The sequence below is a fragment of the Buchnera aphidicola (Macrosiphum euphorbiae) genome (assembly GCF_005237295.1).
GTDB classification, from domain to species: domain Bacteria; phylum Pseudomonadota; class Gammaproteobacteria; order Enterobacterales; family Enterobacteriaceae; genus Buchnera; species Buchnera aphidicola_AP.
In genome coordinates, this window is record NZ_CP033006.1 from 432,338 (window position 1) to 452,530 (window position 20,193).

General features: G+C 24.6%; 20 protein-coding genes and 5 tRNA genes. 15 read left to right on the top strand and 10 right to left on the bottom strand.

Annotated features, from left to right (window positions below; genetic code table 11):
- Positions 1–3 precede the first annotated feature (3 nt).
- Positions 4–396 (bottom strand): 30S ribosomal protein S9, encoded by a 393-nt coding sequence (rpsI, locus tag D9V71_RS01985; protein WP_158340710.1) that lies wholly within the window; start codon positions 394–396, stop codon positions 4–6.
- Positions 397–415: 19 nt separating this feature from the next.
- Positions 416–844 (bottom strand): 50S ribosomal protein L13, encoded by a 429-nt coding sequence (gene rplM / locus D9V71_RS01990; RefSeq protein WP_158340711.1) that lies wholly within the window; start codon positions 842–844, stop codon positions 416–418.
- A gap of 252 nt (positions 845–1,096) precedes the next feature.
- Here rplM and D9V71_RS01995 point away from each other — a divergent pair, with 252 nt between their 5' ends.
- The 6 genes from D9V71_RS01995 (at position 1,097) to rplS (ending at position 5,839) form a co-directional block, all read left to right on the top strand.
- On the top strand, positions 1,097–2,254 hold the full coding sequence (locus tag D9V71_RS01995) for a chorismate mutase (RefSeq protein WP_158340712.1): 1,158 nt from the start codon (positions 1,097–1,099) through the stop codon (positions 2,252–2,254).
- Positions 2,255–2,408: 154 nt separating this feature from the next.
- Positions 2,409–3,764 (top strand): signal recognition particle protein, encoded by a 1,356-nt coding sequence (ffh, locus tag D9V71_RS02000; RefSeq protein WP_158340713.1) that lies wholly within the window; start codon positions 2,409–2,411, stop codon positions 3,762–3,764.
- Between the two features lie 127 nt (positions 3,765–3,891).
- Complete coding sequence (gene rpsP, locus D9V71_RS02005) at positions 3,892–4,140, top strand: 30S ribosomal protein S16 (RefSeq protein ID WP_158340714.1); 249 nt, start codon at positions 3,892–3,894, stop codon at positions 4,138–4,140.
- A gap of 1 nt (position 4,141) precedes the next feature.
- The gene (gene rimM / locus D9V71_RS02010; RefSeq protein ID WP_158340930.1) at positions 4,142–4,672 is read left to right on the top strand and encodes a ribosome maturation factor RimM; all 531 of its coding nucleotides are present in this window, start codon (positions 4,142–4,144) and stop codon (positions 4,670–4,672) included.
- A 14-nt stretch (positions 4,673–4,686) separates the two neighbouring features.
- Positions 4,687–5,394: a tRNA (guanosine(37)-N1)-methyltransferase TrmD gene (gene trmD, locus D9V71_RS02015; protein WP_158340715.1), complete on the top strand. Its 708-nt coding sequence runs from the start codon at positions 4,687–4,689 to the stop codon at positions 5,392–5,394.
- A gap of 97 nt (positions 5,395–5,491) precedes the next feature.
- A complete protein-coding gene (gene rplS, locus D9V71_RS02020; RefSeq protein WP_158340716.1) occupies positions 5,492–5,839 on the top strand; it encodes a 50S ribosomal protein L19 in 348 nt (115 codons plus the stop codon).
- 83 nt (positions 5,840–5,922) lie between these two features.
- Here rplS and tldD read toward each other — a convergent pair whose 3' ends face one another.
- Positions 5,923–7,374: a metalloprotease TldD gene (tldD, locus tag D9V71_RS02025; RefSeq protein WP_158340717.1), complete on the bottom strand. Its 1,452-nt coding sequence runs from the start codon at positions 7,372–7,374 to the stop codon at positions 5,923–5,925.
- A 112-nt stretch (positions 7,375–7,486) separates the two neighbouring features.
- On the opposite strand from tldD, the gene aroQ reads away from it, so the two are divergent.
- Positions 7,487–7,957, top strand: a complete 471-nt coding sequence (gene aroQ, locus D9V71_RS02030; RefSeq protein WP_158340718.1) for a type II 3-dehydroquinate dehydratase — start codon at positions 7,487–7,489, stop codon at positions 7,955–7,957.
- A 188-nt stretch (positions 7,958–8,145) separates the two neighbouring features.
- On the opposite strand, the gene fis is transcribed toward aroQ, so the two are convergent.
- On the bottom strand, positions 8,146–8,442 hold the full coding sequence (gene fis, locus D9V71_RS02035) for a DNA-binding transcriptional regulator Fis (protein ID WP_158340719.1): 297 nt from the start codon (positions 8,440–8,442) through the stop codon (positions 8,146–8,148).
- A gap of 169 nt (positions 8,443–8,611) precedes the next feature.
- Positions 8,612–9,559 carry a 23S rRNA pseudouridine(1911/1915/1917) synthase RluD gene (rluD, locus tag D9V71_RS02040; RefSeq protein ID WP_167553836.1) on the bottom strand — a complete coding sequence of 316 codons (948 nt, stop codon included), beginning with the start codon at positions 9,557–9,559 and terminating at the stop codon, positions 8,612–8,614.
- Positions 9,560–9,693: 134 nt separating this feature from the next.
- Between rluD and D9V71_RS02045 the strand changes: the two genes are divergently transcribed.
- From D9V71_RS02045 to gshA, 6 genes are all read left to right on the top strand, one after another.
- On the top strand, positions 9,694–10,437 hold the full coding sequence (locus D9V71_RS02045; protein WP_158340721.1) for an outer membrane protein assembly factor BamD: 744 nt from the start codon (positions 9,694–9,696) through the stop codon (positions 10,435–10,437).
- A gap of 157 nt (positions 10,438–10,594) precedes the next feature.
- Positions 10,595–13,231 carry an alanine--tRNA ligase gene (gene alaS / locus D9V71_RS02050; RefSeq protein ID WP_158340722.1) on the top strand — a complete coding sequence of 879 codons (2,637 nt, stop codon included), beginning with the start codon at positions 10,595–10,597 and terminating at the stop codon, positions 13,229–13,231.
- A 198-nt stretch (positions 13,232–13,429) separates the two neighbouring features.
- Positions 13,430–13,603: a carbon storage regulator CsrA gene (gene csrA, locus D9V71_RS02055; protein ID WP_158340723.1), complete on the top strand. Its 174-nt coding sequence runs from the start codon at positions 13,430–13,432 to the stop codon at positions 13,601–13,603.
- A 169-nt stretch (positions 13,604–13,772) separates the two neighbouring features.
- A tRNA-Ser gene (locus tag D9V71_RS02060) sits at positions 13,773–13,864 on the top strand.
- 18 nt (positions 13,865–13,882) lie between these two features.
- Positions 13,883–13,956: transfer RNA gene (locus tag D9V71_RS02065), tRNA-Arg, on the top strand.
- A gap of 117 nt (positions 13,957–14,073) precedes the next feature.
- Entirely contained in the window at positions 14,074–15,624 is a 1,551-nt protein-coding gene (gshA, locus tag D9V71_RS02070; RefSeq protein WP_158340724.1) for a glutamate--cysteine ligase, read from the top strand.
- Between the two features lie 134 nt (positions 15,625–15,758).
- Here gshA and metK read toward each other — a convergent pair whose 3' ends face one another.
- On the bottom strand, positions 15,759–16,898 hold the full coding sequence (metK, locus tag D9V71_RS02075) for a methionine adenosyltransferase (RefSeq protein ID WP_158340725.1): 1,140 nt from the start codon (positions 16,896–16,898) through the stop codon (positions 15,759–15,761).
- Between the two features lie 375 nt (positions 16,899–17,273).
- Between metK and D9V71_RS02080 the strand changes: the two genes are divergently transcribed.
- Positions 17,274–17,903, top strand: a complete 630-nt coding sequence (locus D9V71_RS02080) for an endonuclease (protein WP_167553845.1) — start codon at positions 17,274–17,276, stop codon at positions 17,901–17,903.
- On the top strand, positions 17,875–18,660 hold the full coding sequence (locus tag D9V71_RS02085) for a 16S rRNA (uracil(1498)-N(3))-methyltransferase (protein ID WP_432207085.1): 786 nt from the start codon (positions 17,875–17,877) through the stop codon (positions 18,658–18,660). The genes D9V71_RS02080 and D9V71_RS02085 overlap by 29 nt, the downstream gene beginning before the upstream one ends.
- Positions 18,661–19,018: 358 nt before the next feature.
- On the opposite strand, the gene rpiA is transcribed toward D9V71_RS02085, so the two are convergent.
- The 4 genes from rpiA to D9V71_RS02105 form a co-directional block, all read right to left on the bottom strand.
- Positions 19,019–19,690, bottom strand: coding sequence for a ribose-5-phosphate isomerase RpiA (gene rpiA, locus D9V71_RS02090; protein WP_158340727.1), 672 nt, complete (start codon positions 19,688–19,690; stop codon positions 19,019–19,021).
- A gap of 186 nt (positions 19,691–19,876) precedes the next feature.
- A tRNA-Gln gene (locus tag D9V71_RS02095) sits at positions 19,877–19,951 on the bottom strand.
- A 46-nt stretch (positions 19,952–19,997) separates the two neighbouring features.
- Positions 19,998–20,079, bottom strand: a tRNA-Leu gene (locus tag D9V71_RS02100).
- Positions 20,080–20,091: 12 nt separating this feature from the next.
- Positions 20,092–20,168, bottom strand: a tRNA-Met gene (locus D9V71_RS02105).
- Positions 20,169–20,193 lie beyond the last annotated feature (25 nt).

Consider the following 20,193-nt stretch of genomic DNA (forward strand, 5'->3'; position numbering starts at 1 on the left):
GGTTTAACGTTTAGAAAATTGTGGACGTTTTCTAGCTTTTCGAAAACCAACTTTTTTACGTTCAACTTGACGCGAATCACGTGTTACAAATCCAGATTTTCTTAATTCAAAACGTAATAGTTGATTATATTTAATCAAAGCACGAGTAATACCTTGACGAATTGCACCTGCTTGACCAGAAATACCTCCGCCTTTTACTGTGATATAAATATTAAATTTATCTACCATATCAACTAATTCTAATGGTTGACGAACAATCATACAAGAAGTTTCACGACCAAAATACTCATTTAAAGAACGTTTATTTACTATAATCTCTCCATTACCAGATCTAAGAAATACTCTAGCAGAAGAACTTTTACGACGACCAGTACCATAGTTTTGAGTCTGAATCATTTATTTTATATACCTTTTATTAAATATTTAAAAATTGAGGACATTGTGCTACATGTTCATGATGTTCATTAGAAAAAACTTTTAATTTTTTAAACATAGAACGTCCTAAAGGACCTTTTGGTAGCATACCTTTTACTGCAATTTCTATTACTCTTTCTGGATGACGAGAAATCATTTCCTCAAATCTAGATTGTTTTATACCACCGACGTAACCTGTATGATGATAATAAATTTTATCAGTTTTTTTATTTCCTGTGACTAATATTTTTGAAGCGTTTATAACAATAATATAATCACCAGTATCAAGATGCGGTGTATATTCAACTTTATGTTTTCCTCGAAGACGAAATGATAATACACTTGCTAATCTGCCTAGTATTTTATTAGTTGCATCTACATAATACCAATTTCTTTTAATACTACCTGATTTAACTGAAAAAGTTTTCATATAAAACCTATTTAAAAATAATTATTTTATACAGAAAATAATACTATGATTAGGATTAATAAGATATAGTAAACATATTTTGCTAAAAATATATTTTAAAGTATTTTTTACATTTTTTATAAAATTAACTTGATTGCATCAATCATATTTTTTGAGAATTATATGTAATTTGCTATATTTATTTTATATAAAATTTTTTAAAAAATTCTATTTTATATTCATAAAAATTATATCTTTTATAGGTAATAAATTATGCCTACTCAAAATTCTTTGTTAATATTTCGTAACGAAATCAATAATATCGATAAAAAAATAGTAAAATTATTAGCAGAAAGAAAAAAATTAGTCTTAAAAATAGCTCAATCTAAAATAAAAAATAATCAAGCAATACGAGATCTAGAACGTGAAAAAAAAATGTTACAAAAATTAACAATTTTAGGCAAAAAAAATCATCTCACATCTGAGTATATAACTAGATTATTCCAATTAATAATTGAAGAATCTGTTTCAACTCAAAAGAAGTTATTAGAAAAATTTTGCGATAATCATAAATTAGTTCCTGCTAATTTTTCATTTCTCGGACCTAAGGGGTCTTACTCACATATTGCTGCTTGTGAATACGCAGATCGAAATTTTCAAAAATGTATTACAAATGAATGTTCAACATTTGAGGAAGTGATTCTATCAGTTGAAAACAATGAATCAGATTATGCTGTTTTACCCATTGAAAATACTTGTTCTGGCTCTATTCACGAAGTTTTTAATCTTTTAAAAAATACTAATTTATTTATTATTGGAGAAATTAATATTTTTATCAATCATTGTTTACTTGCTCTTGAAAAAATTGAATTAAATAAGATTAAAACAGTATATAGTCATCCTCAACCCTTTCAACAATGTAGTAATTTTATTAAACAATTTCCAGAATGGAAAATTAAATATACTAAAAGCACTGCAGACGCAATGAAAAAAATTACTAAATATCACGAGATAACTAATGCAGCATTAGGAAGTGAAATAGGGAGTAAAATTTATGGGTTAAAAATTTTAACTAAAAATTTAGCAAATAAAGAAAAAAATATTACAAGATTTGTTATATTGAATCGAAATTCAATAAAAATTTCTGAAAAAATACCAACTAAAACAACATTAATATTTAGAACAGGACAAGAATCAGGAGCACTTGCTAAAGTTTTGTTAATATTAAAAGAAAAAAAATTGATTATGAAAAAATTAACTTCCCAAACATTATATAAAAACCCATGGGAAGAAATGTTTTATATTGATATTCAAGTCAATATATCATCAGTATTGATGCAAGATGTTATTAAGAAAATTAAAAAGATTACTAAATTTATAAAAATTTTAGGCTGTTATCCAAGTGAAAATATCACTCCAATAATACAGTAAAAATTTTTTAAAATTTATTATTTTTAAAGATAGAACTTATACGTTTCATATTTAAAAGTAAAAAATAATTAGTTTTTAATTAATAAATATTATATTTTAAACGTAATTATTATCTTCAATAAGTTTTTAAGTAATTTAATGTGAGTAATAAATAATGTTTGAAAATTTAACTCAACGTCTTTCAAATAGTTTAAAGAAAATTATAAATAAAGGAAGACTTACAGAAGAAAATATTAAAGATACTATAAGAGAAGTTCGAAAAGCTTTATTAGAAGCAGATGTAACATTATCAGTCATCAAAAAATTTATAGAAAATGTTAAAAAAAAATCAATTGGTAAACAAATAAATAAAAGTTTAACTCCTGGACAAGAATTTATAAAAATAGTTAAACATGAATTAATCTTAGCAATGGGTGAAAAAAACAATTCTTTAAATTTATCTATTAAACCACCAGCAATTATATTAGTAGTTGGTTTACAGGGATCGGGCAAAACTACTAGTTTAGCAAAACTAGGAAAATGGATTAAAGATAAATACAAAAAAAAAATATTAATTATATCTACTGATATTTATCGTTCAGCTGCTATTACACAACTCCAAATATTATCTCAGCAAATTGAGGTAGATTTTTTTGTACCTAGTGAAAATCAAGAACCAATAGAAATAACTAAAAAAGCAATAAAATATGCAAAATTAAAATTATATGACATTTTATTAATTGATACAGCGGGGCGTTTACATATTGATAAAAAGATGATGAATGAAATCCATCAAATACAAAATTTATCACAACCCATTGAGACACTATTGGTAGTAGATTCAATGATGGGTCAAGATGCCATAAATATGGCAAAAATATTCAATGATCATTTATTAATATCTGGTATTATATTAACTAAAACAGATGGTGATTCCAGGAGCGGAATTGCTTTATCTATGAGATATATCACTGGAAAACCTATCAAATTTATAGGAACAGGAGAAAAAATAACATCTTTAGAAGCATTTTATCCTGAAAGAATAGTTGATAGAATTCTAGGAATGAATGATATCATATCTCTTATTGAAGATATTGAAGAAAAAATAGATCAATCACAACTTCAAAAGTTAACAAAAAAATTAAAAAAAGGTCATGATTTTAATCTAAATGATTTTTTAGAACAAATTAAACAAATGAAAAAAATAGGAGGTTTAAGTTATTTTATAGACAAATTTTCTATAAATCATCAATTATCTAATAATATATCATTATTAAATACAGATAAAAATACTTTAAATAAAGCAGAAGCAATGATATGTTCTATGACGCCTAAAGAAAGAAAAAAACCAATGATTATAAAAGGTTCAAGAAAACGTAGAATAGCTTTAGGATCTGGAACAAAAATACAAGATGTAAATAAACTATTAAAAAATTTTGATGACATACGAAGAATTATGAAAAAAATTAAAACTGATGGAATAACAAAAGTAATGCGTGGAATAAAAAATATACTACCTAAAAAATTTTAAAAAATTATATTATAAAAATATAGATTTAGTAAATTTTTTATACTTTTTAATACAAAAAATATAAATTTATTTTTTAATTGATTTTAAATAATCCTTTTAATTTAACAACTTTTAAGAAGAAAAAGATATGGTAAAAATTCGTTTAGCTAAATATGGGACAAAAAAATGTCCTTTTTATAAGATGGTGGTAGCAGATAGTCGTTTTTCTAGAAACGGTCGTTTTATTGAACGTTTAGGATATTTTAATCCTATTGCTAGAGGAAAATCTGAAGAACTAAAATTAGATCTAGACCGTATTAAATACTGGACTAATCAAGGTGCTCAAATGTCAGAAAGAACTAAAAAACTAATAAAATTACTAAACAAAAAGAGGTAAGATTATAAATATCAGTATTAATATACCAGAAAAACCATTATTAATAGGAAAAGTTGGAAAATCTTACGGCGTATTAGGCTGGATAAATATTTTTTCTTTTACAGAAAAAAAAGACGCTATATTTAATTATCTTCCGTGGTTTTTTTTTAAAGAGAAAAAATGGAAAAGAGTTCAAATTGAAAATTGGAAAAAATATAAAAACCATTTCATTGTTAATATAAAAGGCATTTCTGATCGCTCAATAACTGAAAAATTTACTAATTCAGATATAATCATTAGTAAAAATGCATTACCTTTATTAAAAAAAAATGATTATTACTGGCATGATATTATCAAATATAAAGTATTTAATACAGATCAGCGTTATTTAGGAAATGTAATTAATTTGATAAGGACAAAAAATAACGATATTCTTGTAGTAAAAAATAAATCAGATGTATTTAAAAAAAATATATTAATTCCGTTTATTGAGAACAAAATAATAAAAAATGTAGATACTAAAAATAAATTTATATTTGTTCAATGGAACTAAATTATGTATTCTAAATGAAAAAAAAATATAATGATACTATAATATGTTTTAATGTTATTACTATTTTCCCAGAAATGTTCAGTGCAATTATTAATTACGGCATCATAGGACAAGCAATTAAAAAAAAAATTATTAATATTAATTTTCTTAACCCAAGAAACTTTAGTAAAAATAAACATAAATCTATAGACGATCGTCCTTATGGAGGAGGACCTGGAATGTTGATGAGTGTCGAACCATTATATCTAGCTATTCAAGAAGCTAAATCTAGATTAAAAAATGCAACGGTTATTTATTTGTCTCCTCAAGGCAAAGAATTGAAACAAAATAACATAGAAAAATTGATTGCGAAAAAACAAATCATCTTTATATGTGGTCGATATGAAGGAATAGACCAAAGGATTATTGATAATCAAGTAGATGAAGAATGGTCTATCGGAAGTTATATACTTACCGGAGGAGAATTAGCTGCAATGGTTATGATTGACTCTATTTCTCGATTAATTCCAGGTGTTATTAAAAAAAAATCAATAGAAGAAGATTCTTTTTCTAATAATTTACTTGATTATCCCAGTTATACTCGACCTAAGATTATAAAAAACATGTCAGTGCCTCAGATATTATTATCTGGCAATCATGATCAAATTCGCATTTGGCGTTTAAAACAGTCACTTGGAAAAACATGGATTAAACGTCCTGATCTTTTAAAAAAAAAAAATTAACAGCAGAAGAAATAATTCTGTTAGATGAATTTAAAAAAAAATTTAGAGAAAAAAATAACTATTAATTTCTTTATTTTTCTGAATTAAAGAGGAAATTATGCTCAGTATAATTCAAGAAATTGAAAAAGAACAAATAAAAAAAAATATACCTATTTTTAGGCCTGGAGATACTGTAGAAGTTAAAGTATGGGTTATTGAAGGTTCTAAAAAACGTCTGCAATCTTTTGAAGGAATAGTAATAGCAATAAAAAATCGTTATTTAAATTCATCTTTTACTGTACGTAAAATTTCTAATGGAGAAGGTATTGAACGAGTTTTTCAAACACATTCTCATAGTATTGATGAAATCATTATAAAAAGAAAAGGTTTAGTTAGAAAAGCCAAATTATATTATTTAAGAACTCGAACTGGAAAAGCTGCACGTATTAAAGAAAGATTGAATTAATTTTAATATGCAGTCATAATAGAATTCTTGACTGCATTATTTTTTATAACATGTAAATTATAATAAATTTTTATTTCTAAAAATTATAAAGTTCCACCTATAGTTAATTTTTCTAATTTCATAGATGGCTGACCAATTCCAACTGGAATATTTTGACCATCCTTTCCACATATACCCATTCCCTGATCCATTTTTAAATCATCACCAACCATAGATATTTGTTGCATTACTTCTAAACCTGATCCTATTAGAGTCGTGTTTTTAATTGGTGTAAAAATTTTTCCTTTCTTAATTAAATAAGCTTCCGAAGTAGAAAATACAAATTTTCCAGAAGTAATATCAACTTGACCTCCGGAAAAATTTACAGCATATATTCCATAATCAACACTTTTAATTATATCATCTATTTTAGATGTTCCAGATAACATATAAGTATTAGTCATACGGGGCATAGGTAAATATGAATAAGATTCACGACGTCCATTTCCAGTAGATTTCGTTCCCATTAAACGTGCATTCATTTTATCCTGCATATACTTTTTCAGTATTCCATTTTTAATTAAAACATTATATTGACCTGGAGTACCTTCATCATCAATACTCAATGATCCGCGTTGATCTTTAATTGTTCCATCATCAATGATAGTACATAATTCTGATGCAACTTTTTTACCAATCATATTAGTAAATATTGAAGTACCTCTTCTATTAAAATCACCTTCTAAACCATGACCTACTGCTTCATGCAAAAGAACACCTGGCCATCCAGAACCTAAAACTACTGGAAATGTTCCTGAAGGAGCTTCTTTTGAAGATAAATTTAACAGAGCTATGCGAACAGCTTCTTTAGACCAATAATCAATTCTAATTTCTTTTGAAAAATCATCTTTATTTAAAAAAAAGTTATAATCAGTACGACTTCCTCCACCACTGCGACCACGCTCTCTTTTCCCATGATCTTCAACTAACACGCTAATCGAAAATTGTACTGATGGTCTTATATCTGTTGCTAAATCCCCATCAGTAGAAGCAATTAAAATTTGCTCATACGATCCTGTTAAAGTTGCGTTTACTTCTATAACACGAGGATCAAGACTGCGTGCTATATCATTTACTCTATAAAGAAGATCGATTTTTTCTCTAGAAGAGAATGTTAGTAAAGGATTTGTAGTACTATAAAAAGGTTGTATTTTTTTTCTTGATAAAGTTTTTGCTTTTCCTGAACCTTGTATAAAAATAATACTACGTGCTTTATTAGTACTAGTTCTTAAAGAATCTATTGATATTTGATCTGCATAGGCAAATCCTGTACTTTCTCCCTTGATGGCTCTAACTCCAATACCTTGGTCGGAATGATAATTTCCTTCTTTTATAATACCATTCTCTAATGACCAAGATTCATTAATGTGAGATTGAAAATAAAGATCTCCATAATCTAACTTACGTGTACAAAGTTCTTCTAAAGAAACAAAAATATCTTGAGAATTTATTTTATTTGCAGATAACAAATTTTCAGCAACTAATTCAAATGTCATTTAAACTCACTTAATTTATGATAATATTATAAATATCTATTATAAAAGATAAAACAACAAAACAAAAAATATTTTTTCTAAAAATATTATACAATTTTTTAAAGAGATTAATATGAAAAATATTATAAATATATTATTAATAAATGGACCTAATTTAAATCTTTTAGGAACAAGAGAAACTGAAATTTATGGTAATATTACCTTATCTAACTTATTAAAAAATTTAGAAATAAAAGCAAAAAAACTTAATATATCTTTAAAACACATACAATCTAATGCAGAACATGTTTTAATTGATAAAATTCATTCTTCAAGAAAAAATATTGATTACATAATTATTAATCCAGCAGCATTTACACATACTAGTATAGCTATTCGAGACGCGTTAATTGCAGTTAATATTCCCTTTATTGAAGTTCATATTTCAAACATTTATTCTAGAGAAAATTTTCGTTCTCATTCGTGGTTATCTGATATTTCTAAAGGTGTAATTTGCGGACTAGGTCTAGATGGTTACTATTGGGCATTAGAGACAATATCTAATAGACTTATTAGTTCAAAAGATAATAAGATTCATAAATAAAATATTCAGAATACTAAAAAGAAAGATTTAATAAATGTCAATTATTTATAAAAAATAAAATTAAGTTATTTAAATTTAGATTATTAAAAAAAATTTTTAACAATAAAAAATATACTTTTGCACTCTCTTAAATTTTTATTAAAATAGAAAGTGCAATTAAAAAAGAACATAAAAAATATTTAAAATAATTAATTCATATTGTATTTTTTTAATTTTTTACGTAATGTACTACGATTAATTCCCATCATCAAAGCAGCACGTGTTTGATTTCCTCTAGTATACTGCATTATCATATCTAAAAGCGGCTGTTCTAATTCAGCTAATACTAATTCATATAAATTATCTACATCTTTACCATTTAAATTTAATAAGTAATATTTTAAAGATTTTTTTACTAATTCACGTAAAGGTATTTTTATATTTTTATCTTGAGCATTTGTAGTAGATAAAAACATAAATTCAGTATTAATTTTTTTTTCTAGCATAATACCATTAACTCTTAATTTTTTTATATTGTATATATTATTTCAAAAAAATTGCGCTTAAAAAATAAATTTTTCATATATGGAATAATATATCTTAAAATTATTGATGAAATAAATAATATGTTTTATTAAGAATAAATACAATAAATAAAAAACTTTATTTAATATTTTATATTTGCAAAATAAGTTCTTGCATATCGTTAGGAAGAGGTATTGTCCAAGATACTAAATTATTATTGGCAGGATGGTGAAAAGAAAGATGGCTAGCATGCAATGCTTGACGAGAAAATTGATAGATTTTATTAAGCTTTTTATCTTTTATATAATCAAGTTGGATTTTGGAACCACCATAATAAGGATCTCCAACTAATGGGTGTTTAATATATAACATATGAACACGTATTTGATGAGTACGTCCAGTTTCTAATCCTATCGCTATATGTGTATGAAATTTAAAACGATTAATTATTTTATAATGCGTAACTGATTTTTTCCCTAAATGATGTACCATCATACACGTTCTTTTAGTACGATGACGCATGATAGGCTGATTGATAGTTCCACCTGAAATCATTTTCCCTTTAACAATCGCTTCATATTCTCGAGTAATTTTTCTTTTTTTTAATTCTGATAATAAATAATGATAAGAAAATACAGTTTTTGCAATTACCATTAATCCGCTAGTATCTTTATCTAAACGATGAACTATGCCAGCACGAGGCAAATCTTTGATATTTTTATAATGATATAATAAAGCATTTAAAATTGTTCCTTTTTCATTTCCAGAACCTGGATGAACAACTAAACCTGCAGGTTTATTAATAACTAATATTTCATTATCTTCATAAATAATATTTAAAAAAATATTTTCTGGAATATTAAATAATACATCTTTAGGAAAAGGATAAATCGTAATTATTTCTCCTCCTAAAATTTTTTTATCCGGTTGATTGAGAACATTTTTATTAACTAAAACTCGGTTCATAATAATTAAATTTTTTAAATAAGAACGAGAATATTCTTTAAATAATTTAGATAAAACTAGATCTAATCTCTGTCCTAATAATGACAAACATGACACAACAGCACTTAGTTCTATTTTTTTCAATACAATCATCCTTATATTTTAATGAATATTATTATAACTTTAAAAGTGAATTTTTAATATTTATAGAATATGATATTCTATATAATTACAAACATAAATATTTTTAATAAAAAATTTTATTAAATTAAATCAAATACATAATAATGAAAAAAAAGAACAGTATTATATTTATTTTTATAATTTTATTTTTAAGCTTAACAGTTCATTCTAAATCTTTAAAAAATAATTATTTTATAGAAACATATATTCTGTATGAAAAATCTAAAAAAGAATTAAGAAAAGAACATTTTGATAATACTATATGTATATTAGAAAAAATAAAAAAAAATAATATTACAAATTTTAATAATGATAAAATTCTAATGCATTTAATTTATGCTTACTATAAAAATTTAGATTTTAATATGGCTCAAAAAAATATAGAGGAATTTATATATTATTATCCAAACCATCCAAATTTAGATTACGTGATATATATACAATGCTTAATTAGCATGACTCTAGATAAAAATATATTTTTTAAAATCTTACCTATAGATTATCATAAAAATGATCTTAATCATGCAATACATTCATTCTTTCAATTAAAATATTTTATTTATCAATATCCTAAAAGTCGATATCTTGTAAATGCTAAAAAAAATTTAATATATCTAAAAAATCGTTTATCTGAATATGATCTTGAAATCTTAAAGTTTTATTTTCTTCATAAAAAATATATAGCCGTGATAAATAGAGGAGACGAAATAATTCAAAAATATTCAGAAACACCAGCTGCACGAAAAGCTCTTGTATATATAGAAAAATCTTATAACGCATTAAAAATTTTTGATACAGCAAAAAAAATATCAAAAATAATTTTATTAAATAAAGTTCAAGAAACTTAAAAATTAATATAAAAAATATTTGTTTTATACAAATATTATAAAATATTTTCTACTAATATTCTTTTTTAATTATTTTAAAAATAAAATGATGTAATGGATTCTGTTTTTAGAATACCTTATTCATATCATATTTATTTTTATATTAACAAGACAAATAATGAATAAAACAACAAATAAAATACGTCAAGATTTTTTAAAATTTTTTAAAGAAAAAGGACATGTAATTATTCCAAGTAGTTCTTTGATTCCTCATAATGACTCTACATTATTATTTACTAATGCAGGTATGAATCAATTTAAAGAAATCTTTTTAGGCGAAAAAAAAAGCCACCACCCACGTGTAGCTACTGTTCAACGGTGTTTGAGAACCGGAGGAAAACACAATGATTTAGAAAATGTAGGATACACTTCAAAACATCATACATTTTTCGAAATGCTTGGAAATTTTAGTTTTGGAGATTATTTTAAACAAAAAGCAATTGAGTATGCTTGGGAATTATTAACATCAAAAAAATGGTTTGAAATACCGAAAAATAAATTATGGGTTTCAGTATATAAAGATGATCATGAAACATATAAAATCTGGAATAATATCATAAAAATACCTTCTGAACGTATTATAAGAATAGGTGATAAAAATAACATTCAATACAATTCTGAAAATTTTTGGCAAATGGGTGATAGTGGGCCATGTGGTCCTTGTACTGAAATATTTTATGATTATGAAAACAAAATTATAGATAATCCATTAGATTTTTTAGAAAATAAAAACGGTCGGTTTGTTGAAATTTGGAATATTGTTTTTATAGAATTTAATCGTATATCAAATACAAAAATTATTTCTTTGAAAAATAAATCTATAGATACAGGTATGGGATTAGAAAGAATATCTGCTGTTTTACAAAATGTTTATTCTAATTATAATATCGATATATTTCAAGAATTAATACAAAATATATCTAAATTTAGCCCTCTAAATAATTTAAATAATGTTTCTTTGCAAGTTATAGCAGATCATATTAGATCTTGCGTATATATTATTGCAGATAATATTACTCCGTCAAATGAACACAGAGGTTATGTTTTAAGAAGAATTATCAGACGCGCATTAAGACATGGACATAAAATTGGAATTAAAAAAAATTTTTTTTACAAACTAGTATCCAGTGTAATTCAAATCATGGGAAAAACTAGTGATTTTTTAAAAGAAAAACAAGAAAAAATAGAAGAAATTTTAAAAATAGAAGAAATGCAATTTTCTTATACACTTGATAAAGGTTTGAAAATATTAAATAACGAAATAAAAAAAATAAATAATAATATACTTTCCGGTAAAACTGCATTTTATCTTTATGATACTTTTGGATTTCCAATTGATTTAACAGCAGATGTTTGTCGTGAAAAAAATATAAAAATAGATTACACTGAGTATGAATTATCTAAAGAAAAACAAAAAAAACAATCAAATATCAATAAAAAATTTCATAAAAATTATAACGATAAGATTATTATAAATAATACCTGTATTTTTGAAGGTTACAAAAAAAATATAACAAAATCATTAGTAAAATATATTTTTGTAAAAAATAAATCTGTTGAAAATATTAAAAAAAATGAGAATGGAATTATTTTTCTCGATAAAACAGCATTTTATGGCGAATCAGGAGGACAAATAGGTGATATAGGTTATTTATATTCTGAAAAATCATCCTTTATGGTAGAAAATACAAAAAAATATGGAAAAACAATAGGACATATCGGAAAATTAATTTCAGGAGAAATTACAGTTAATGATTCTATTTACAGTCAAATTAATGAAGATTACAGACATTCTATTCAATTAAATCATTCAGCAACACATTTACTACATGCTGCATTACGAAAAATTTTAGGAAAAAATATTAGTCAAAAAGGTTCTTTAGTAACTAATAAATATTTAAGATTTGATTTCTCTTATTTTAGAACAATAGAAACATCTCAAATACAAAAAATTGAAAATGTAATTAATATGAATATTCGTAATAATGTTAAAATTGAAACTCAGGAGTTAAGTTTAGAAGAAGCTAAAAAGAAAAATGCAATCGCTTTGTTTGATAATCAATACAGCTCTATTGTTCGAGTTGTATTTATAAATAATTTTTCAATCGAACTTTGTGGTGGAACACATGCTAAAAGAACTGGTGATATTGGATTATTTAAAATTATTTCTCAATCAAGCATAGCATCAGGAACTAAACGAATTGAAGCTGTAACAGGACAAAAAGCTATAGATTATTTACACAAAACAGACAATTACATAAAAGACATATCTTTGATATTAAATTGTAATATTTTCGATATTAAAGAAAAAACAAAAAAACTTACTATCATAATAAAAAATTTAGAAGAAAAAATAATTCAAATACAAAATAAAGAAAATACAAAAAATATAAAAAAACTACTTAAAAACATTACAGATATAAAAGGGACAAAATTTTTAGCAAATATCTTTTATAACTATGAACATAAATTATTAAGAACCATAGTTGATAAGTTAAAAGAAGAATTAAAGAATGTAATTATTATCTTAATAAATATTAAAGATAATCGTTTTACTGTTATTGTTGGAGTTACAAAAAATTTACTTAATCAAATAACAGCAATAAGAATTATAGATATGATTACAAATGAAACAAAGGGAAAAGGAGGAGGAAGAGATGAAATTGCTGAAGGAGGAGGTGTTTATACAAAAAAACTACCTATTATTTTAAATAATATAAAATCATGGATTAATAAAAAGTTACATAAAAAATGAAAATAAGAAATATTTTGGTTTTATATATTAAACATTAAATGCATTAAATACTGAAGAAATTATCAGTTCAAAATTTATTGAAAATATGTAATTAGAATATATTATCTAAATGTCTAATGGTCTACGTTTAACCCTGTATTATTCATAACGCCAGGAGCTAAAGAGGCCGAACTCTTTTAATCTTTCAAGGAACAAAGAATGCTTATTTTAACTCGTCGAGTCGGCGAAACGTTAATAATTGGCGATGAGATAACTGTAACAGTACTAGGAGTTAAAGGTAACCAAGTTCGTATTGGTGTAAATGCCCCTAAAAAAGTTTCGGTACATCGTGAAGAAATATATCAACGTATTCAAGCTGAGAAAAAACAATAAAAAAATTATTAATCAATACTGCATCTTACTAATATTAAGTAAGATGTAGTTTTTGCACTTAATAAGAAAACAAATACAAGCTGTACTTTTTATATAAAAAAAATATGTTTGACTTATATAAAAAAAAAAGTAAAATAATATCTATAAAAATTAAAAAATTTTATGAACAGGTGAGATGGCCGAGAGGATGAAGGCGCTCCCCTGCTAAGGGAGTATGCAGAAAAATCTGCATCGAGGGTTCGAATCCCTCTCTCACCGCCACTTATTAATTTTTAAATTGCATCCGTAGCTCAGTTGGATAGAGTACTCGGCTACGAACCGAGCGGTCGGAGGTTCGAATCCTTCCGGATGCAAAAATAAATAACAAAAAACAATCTCTCAATTAAAAAATAATAAAAAAAGTATGTGTAAAATATTGTATTTGAAAATATTTTCAGAAGTCTTTCAATATTTTAGATTAGGAGATAAAATTGATACAAGATATCTCGGAAAAAATTGCTTGGTTAAAAACTAACCCAAAAATGCTAGAAGGTATTTTTCGAGGCATTGAACGTGAAACCTTAAGAATTGAAAGAAATGGAAATTTTTCTAAAACAACACATCCATATTCAATCGGATCCTCTTTAACTCATAAATGGATTACTACTGATTTTGCAGAAAATTTATTAGAATTCATTACGCCTACTAGTGATAATATAGATTATTTATTATCTTTCTTAACAGATCTACATTGTTTTACAGCATCAAAAATAAAGAATGAACGTATGTGGCCTTTTAGTATACCTTATTTTTATGATAAAAAAACAAATATTCAAATAGCACAATATGGAACATCTAATCTTGGAAAAATGAAAAATATTTATAGAAAAGGTTTAAAAAATCGATATGGTGATGTTATAAATACTATTTCAGGAATACATTATAATTTTTCATTACCTTTATTTTTTTGGAAAAACTGGAAAAAAAACAAAAACAATAATACTGATTACGTTTCATCAGGATATTTAAATTTAATTAGAAATTATTATCGATTTGGTTGGATTATTCCTTATCTATTTGGATCATCACCTGCAATACCATTAGATTTTTTAAAAAATACAAAAAAAAAATATAAATTTAAGAAAAATAAAGAAAATATATTTTATTTACCATGGTCTACTTCATTAAGACTTAGCGATATTGGTTATACTAATACAAATATTTTAGATTTAAACATTATGTTTAATGATATCCATGAATATATCGAATCATTTAAAAAAGCTTTGGAAACACCATCAAAAAAATTTATTAATATAGGATTAAAAGATATAGATGGTAATTTTAAGCAATTAAACACTAATATTTTGCAAATAGAAAACGAACTTTATACTCAAATAAGACCAAAAAGAAAGACAAAAATTGGTGAATCACTTTTAGAAGCTCTAAAAAATCAAGGAATTGAATACGTTGAAATACGCTCTTTAGATATTAATCCATTTTCGCCTATAGGTATAAACAAAAAACAGATACTGTTATTAGATTTGTTCTTGATTTGGTGTGCTTTAATTGATTCACCTAAAATTGATAAAAAAGATTTTCTATTAGTTACCAAAAATTGGGAGAGAATAATTTATGAAGGAAGAAAACCTAATCAAAAAATTTATATCAATAATCAAAATGAAACAAAAACATTAATTGAAATGAGTGATGTTATATTTAAAGATTTAAATGAAATCGCATTAATACTCGATCATAACTCAAATGATGTATTGTATCAAACAGCATGTAAAGAAATTAAATCATTTTTTCAAAATCCAGATCTAACTTATTCAGCTAAATGCCTAAATTTTTTAGTTGAAAAAGGAATAAAAAAAACGGGCTTATTTTTAGCCAACAAATATCATAAAAAATTTATTAATGAAAACCGCTTAAATTTAAACCAAAATATTTTAGAAAAGGAAGCAATATATTCCCTTCAAAAACAAGAAAAAATAGAAAAACAAGATATATTATCTTTTGAGAAATATATAAAAATAAAATAATTCTCCCATGCTAGTAAACATGGGATACTTATAAAAATATTAATATATTCTTTCATATAAAATGCACTTTGCTACTTTATAAAAAAATGTTTTTAAATATTTTATCTTTAAATAACAAGATAATCCCAATAATTTTATTGAGATAATTCATCTATTTTATCAATTTTTTCCCATGGAAACTCCTCTCTACCAAAATGCCCATAAACTGCTGTTTTTAAATAAATAGGCTGAAGAAGATTTAGCATTTTAATTAATCCATATGGACGTAAATCAAAAACATTGCGAATTAAAAAAATCAAAGAACTATTACTTATTTTTCCTGTTTTAAAAGTATCTATCATAATAGAAATAGGTTCGGCTATACCAATCGCATATGAAAGTTGAATTTCACAACGATCAGCTAAACCAGAAGCAACAACATTTTTAGCTACATATCTAGCTGCATATGCTGCAGATCGATCTACTTTTGAAGGATCTTTTCCAGAAAAAGCACCTCCTCCATGTCTAGCCATGCCTCCATATGTATCAACAATAATTTTACGACCTGTTAAACCACAGTCTCCCATAGGACCTCCTATAACAAATCTACCCGTAGGGTTGATAAAAAATTTTGTATGCTTTGTCAACCATTTCTTTGGTAGTACTGGTTTAATAATTTCATCCATCACAGCTTCTTTTAAAAGATTTTGAGTAATATTTTCCTCATGTTGTGTAGAAAAAACTACAGTATCTATTCCTATTATATTTCCATTGTTATATTTAAATGTAACTTGACTTTTAGCATCAGGTCTTAACCAAGGTAGAATATTTTTTTTTCTCAGTTCAGATTGTTTTTTCATTAAAAGATGAGCATAAGTAATAGGTGCTGGCATTAAAAATTCAGTTTCATTAGTAGCATAACCAAATATAATTCCCTGATCTCCAGCTCCCTGTTTTAAAGGATCAGAACGATCTACACCCTGATTAATATCAGGTGATTGTTTTCCAATTGCACTTAAAACTGCACAAGAATTAGCATCAAATCCAGAATCAGAATTAATATAACCGATATTATTAATAGTATTTCGGGTAATTTCTTCCACATCAACCCATGCAGTTGTTGTAATCTCTCCACCAATTAAAACCATACCTGTTTTAACATAAGTTTCACAAGCAACACGTGCTTTAAGATCTTGTTTAAGTATTTCATCAAGTAATGCATCAGAAATTTGATCAGCAATCTTATCTGGATGACCTTCTGAAACTGATTCAGATGTAAAAAGATATTCAGTCATATTCTATTTACCTTATTTCAAAATAATTTTATCTCTATAGTTTTTAAAAAATTTAAAATTTTTTTAACATACAACAATCAAACATAAGATATATTGAGATTTAAATTTTTTAAATTTATAATAAAATCTTACTTCATTATAATATTTTTTAAAATAAAAAGTTATAACTAGATATTTATTGTTAATATGTCAAATATAGTATATTTTTAAAGCAAGAAAAAATAACGATATGTTTTTAATTTTTAAAAAAACATTATAAAAAATTTATTTTTTAAAAATAGAAAAAATAAAAATGATAAAGAAAATTTTAATTATTATAATTAGTATGTTTTTTTTTTATTCTCAAATAAAAAAAACAATTTAAAAAAAAATACGATAAAAAATTTCTATCAAGCGAAAATTGTATCAATAAAAATACATAAAAATGCCCCGGGTTCTTTTTATTGTGGATGTAAAATTATTTGGAAACAAAAAAAAGGTATTCCTGATCTATATTCTTGTGGATACAAAATTCGAAAAAATATAAATCGTGCAACAAGAATTGAATGGGAACATGTTGTACCAGCATGGCAATTTGGACATCATAAAAAATGCTGGAAAAAAGGAGGTCGTAAAAAATGTATTGCAGATACAACATACCAATATATTGAATCTGATCTTCATAATTTACAACCCGTTATTGGAGAAATAAATGCAGACCGTTCTAATTTTGTATATGGGCAAGTAAACCATAATATTTCACAGTATGGAAGATGCAATATGAAAATAGATTTTCAAAGAAAAATAGCAGAACCACCTGAAAGAGCTAGAGGTACTATAGCTAGAACTTATTTTTACATGAGTAAAAAATACAATATCATTTTGTCTAAAAAAGAAAAAAAAACATTTTCAATGTGGAATAAAATTTTTCCCGTTACAAAGTGGGAATGCGAAAGAGAAAAATTAATATTTAGAATACAAGGCAATCATAATAATTATATTTACAAAAAATGTTATAAAAAATAAAAAAAAAGAAAATATGAAAAAAAATATACCACGTATATACATTAAAAACTATTTAGAAATTAATAAAACTTACTTTTTATCAGAAGAAAATATACATTACATCAAAAAAGTTTTGAGAATGAAAATTCAAGATATATTAGAGTTATTCAACGATACTAACTATATTTTTTTTGCTAATATAATATATATTTCTAAGAAAATAATTCAAATTAAAATTTTTAAAAGTGAATTAAAAAATATTGAATCTCCGCTTCATATTCATTTAGGACAAGTTATTTCCAAAAATGAAAAAATGGACTTTACTATTCAAAAATCAATTGAAATGGGTGTTAATATGATCACACCATTATTTTTTGAAAACAGTTATTTTCAAAAAAAAAACATTAATATATTTAATAAAATGAAACGTTGGGAAAAAATAGCAATTTCTGCATGTCAACAGTGTAATCGTAACGTTATACCAAAGATTAAAACCCCTACAAATATTTTTTCATGGTGTGAAAAAAATGCAAGTAATGATATAAAAATTATTTTTCATCCGAGTTCTACATTAACAATGAATTACTTAAAAAAATCTATAAAATATATTCGAATAATTATTGGATCTGAAAAAGGTTTTTCAAACAATGAAATTCAAAAAATTATTAAATATGGATTTATTCCAATGAGATTAGGACCTAGAATTTTAAGAACAGAAACAGCTGCTCTCGCAGTTATTACTGCATTACAAACAAAATTTGGTGATTTAATAAAATAAAATAATATATTTTTATTTTTTATGGTATTTTAAAAAAAAGTTATTAAGCATTAAACAATTTTTTTACTAAAATTCAATTAAAATTTTTACAATTTTTTGATGAAGTAAGAGTAGTAAATTTCTTGAATTATGATTAATTTTAAACTTATTTTGTTAAAAATAATTAATTTAATAATTGAAATATCTCTACAAAACATAGAAGATAATATCTTTTTTCTAACAAAATATTTTAAATAATTTTATATATATCTACTTACATTAAATAATATTTAAGATAAAAAAACCATTTCTTAAAATTATTTTAAAAATATAAAGAACAGAATTATTTTCTACAAAAAGTTAATATTGTTCTACCTCTTTAAGAATTCATTTTTTTCTTAATAGTTTTTATTCCATTTTGTGTTCCAACTAAAACAACATCAGCACTTCTAGAAGCAAATATACCTACTGTAACTACTCCCGGTAATGAATTTATTTTTTTTTCCATAGATAAAGGATCTTTTATACATAAATTATATACATCTATAATTATGTTTCCATTATCTGTTATAAAATTTTTCCGATATTTTGGTATGCCTCCAATTTTTACCATTTCCTGTAAAATGTAAGAAAAAGCCATTGGGATAATTTCAACAGGAAGTGGAAATTTTCCAAGAACATTTACTTTTTTTGTTTTGTCAATAATACAAATAAATTTTTTTGCCATTGTAGCAATAATTTTTTCTCTCGTTAAAGCCCCTCCTCCACCTTTAATCATCTGCATACAATGATTAATTTCATCAGCACTATCAACATAAATAGTAAGTGAATTAAAATTTTTTAAGTTAAATACTTTTATACCTTGTTTTTTTAATAATGAAGTAGAAGAATTAGAACTGGACACTGCTCCATATATCAAATTTTTTATTGTACTTAAAGCTTCAATAAAATAAGAAACAGTTGTACCAGTTCCTACTCCAATAATAGTACCAGGATAAATATAATCTAATGCAGCCCATGCTGCTTTTTTTTTTAATTGATTTATATTCATAATATAAAAAACTATTTTTATTTTAAATAAAACTCTAAATTAGAAAAATAGTAGATTTTTGATCTGATTTAATTGAAATTCAATATATAATATTGAATTAATAGTTTTAAATAGCAATATTTTATTCTTTATGATTTTAATAAAACTATTTAATTGAGAAGTTAAAATAAAAGATATTTTTTAGATTGGCTGGGGTACCTGGATTCGAACCAGGGATGCCGGTATCAAAAACCGGTGCCTTAACCACTTGGCTATACCCCATTATTTTAATATTTTATTAAGTTTATGAAAAAATTTTTTTATAATATACGGGAGGCGAGATTTGAACTCGCACACCTTACGGCGCCAGAACCTAAATCTGGTGCGTCTACCAATTTCGCCACTCCCGCTTTTTGGTAAAATGGTAGCTACGACGGGAATCGAACCCATGACCCCAGCGTTATGAGTGCTGTGCTCTAACCGACTGAGCTACGTAGCCTAACAAAAATATTTTCTATAATAGA

Bases quoted from the DNA above. Each gene is read 5' to 3' on its own strand.
- rpsI (WP_158340710.1), bottom strand. From the start codon at position 396: ATGATTCAGACTCAAAACTATGGTACTGGTCGTCGTAAAAGTTCTTCT.
- rplM (WP_158340711.1), bottom strand. From the start codon at position 844: ATGAAAACTTTTTCAGTTAAATCAGGTAGTATTAAAAGAAATTGGTAT.
- D9V71_RS01995 (WP_158340712.1), top strand. From the start codon at position 1,097: ATGCCTACTCAAAATTCTTTGTTAATATTTCGTAACGAAATCAATAAT.
- ffh (WP_158340713.1), top strand. From the start codon at position 2,409: ATGTTTGAAAATTTAACTCAACGTCTTTCAAATAGTTTAAAGAAAATT.
- rpsP (WP_158340714.1), top strand. From the start codon at position 3,892: ATGGTAAAAATTCGTTTAGCTAAATATGGGACAAAAAAATGTCCTTTT.
- trmD (WP_158340715.1), top strand. From the start codon at position 4,687: ATGAAAAAAAAATATAATGATACTATAATATGTTTTAATGTTATTACT.
- rplS (WP_158340716.1), top strand. From the start codon at position 5,492: ATGCTCAGTATAATTCAAGAAATTGAAAAAGAACAAATAAAAAAAAAT.
- tldD (WP_158340717.1), bottom strand. From the start codon at position 7,374: ATGACATTTGAATTAGTTGCTGAAAATTTGTTATCTGCAAATAAAATA.
- aroQ (WP_158340718.1), top strand. From the start codon at position 7,487: ATGAAAAATATTATAAATATATTATTAATAAATGGACCTAATTTAAAT.
- fis (WP_158340719.1), bottom strand. From the start codon at position 8,442: ATGCTAGAAAAAAAAATTAATACTGAATTTATGTTTTTATCTACTACA.
- rluD (WP_167553836.1), bottom strand. From the start codon at position 9,559: ATGATTGTATTGAAAAAAATAGAACTAAGTGCTGTTGTGTCATGTTTG.
- D9V71_RS02045 (WP_158340721.1), top strand. From the start codon at position 9,694: ATGAAAAAAAAGAACAGTATTATATTTATTTTTATAATTTTATTTTTA.
- alaS (WP_158340722.1), top strand. From the start codon at position 10,595: ATGAATAAAACAACAAATAAAATACGTCAAGATTTTTTAAAATTTTTT.
- csrA (WP_158340723.1), top strand. From the start codon at position 13,430: ATGCTTATTTTAACTCGTCGAGTCGGCGAAACGTTAATAATTGGCGAT.
- metK (WP_158340725.1), bottom strand. From the start codon at position 16,898: ATGACTGAATATCTTTTTACATCTGAATCAGTTTCAGAAGGTCATCCA.
- rpiA (WP_158340727.1), bottom strand. From the start codon at position 19,690: ATGAATATAAATCAATTAAAAAAAAAAGCAGCATGGGCTGCATTAGAT.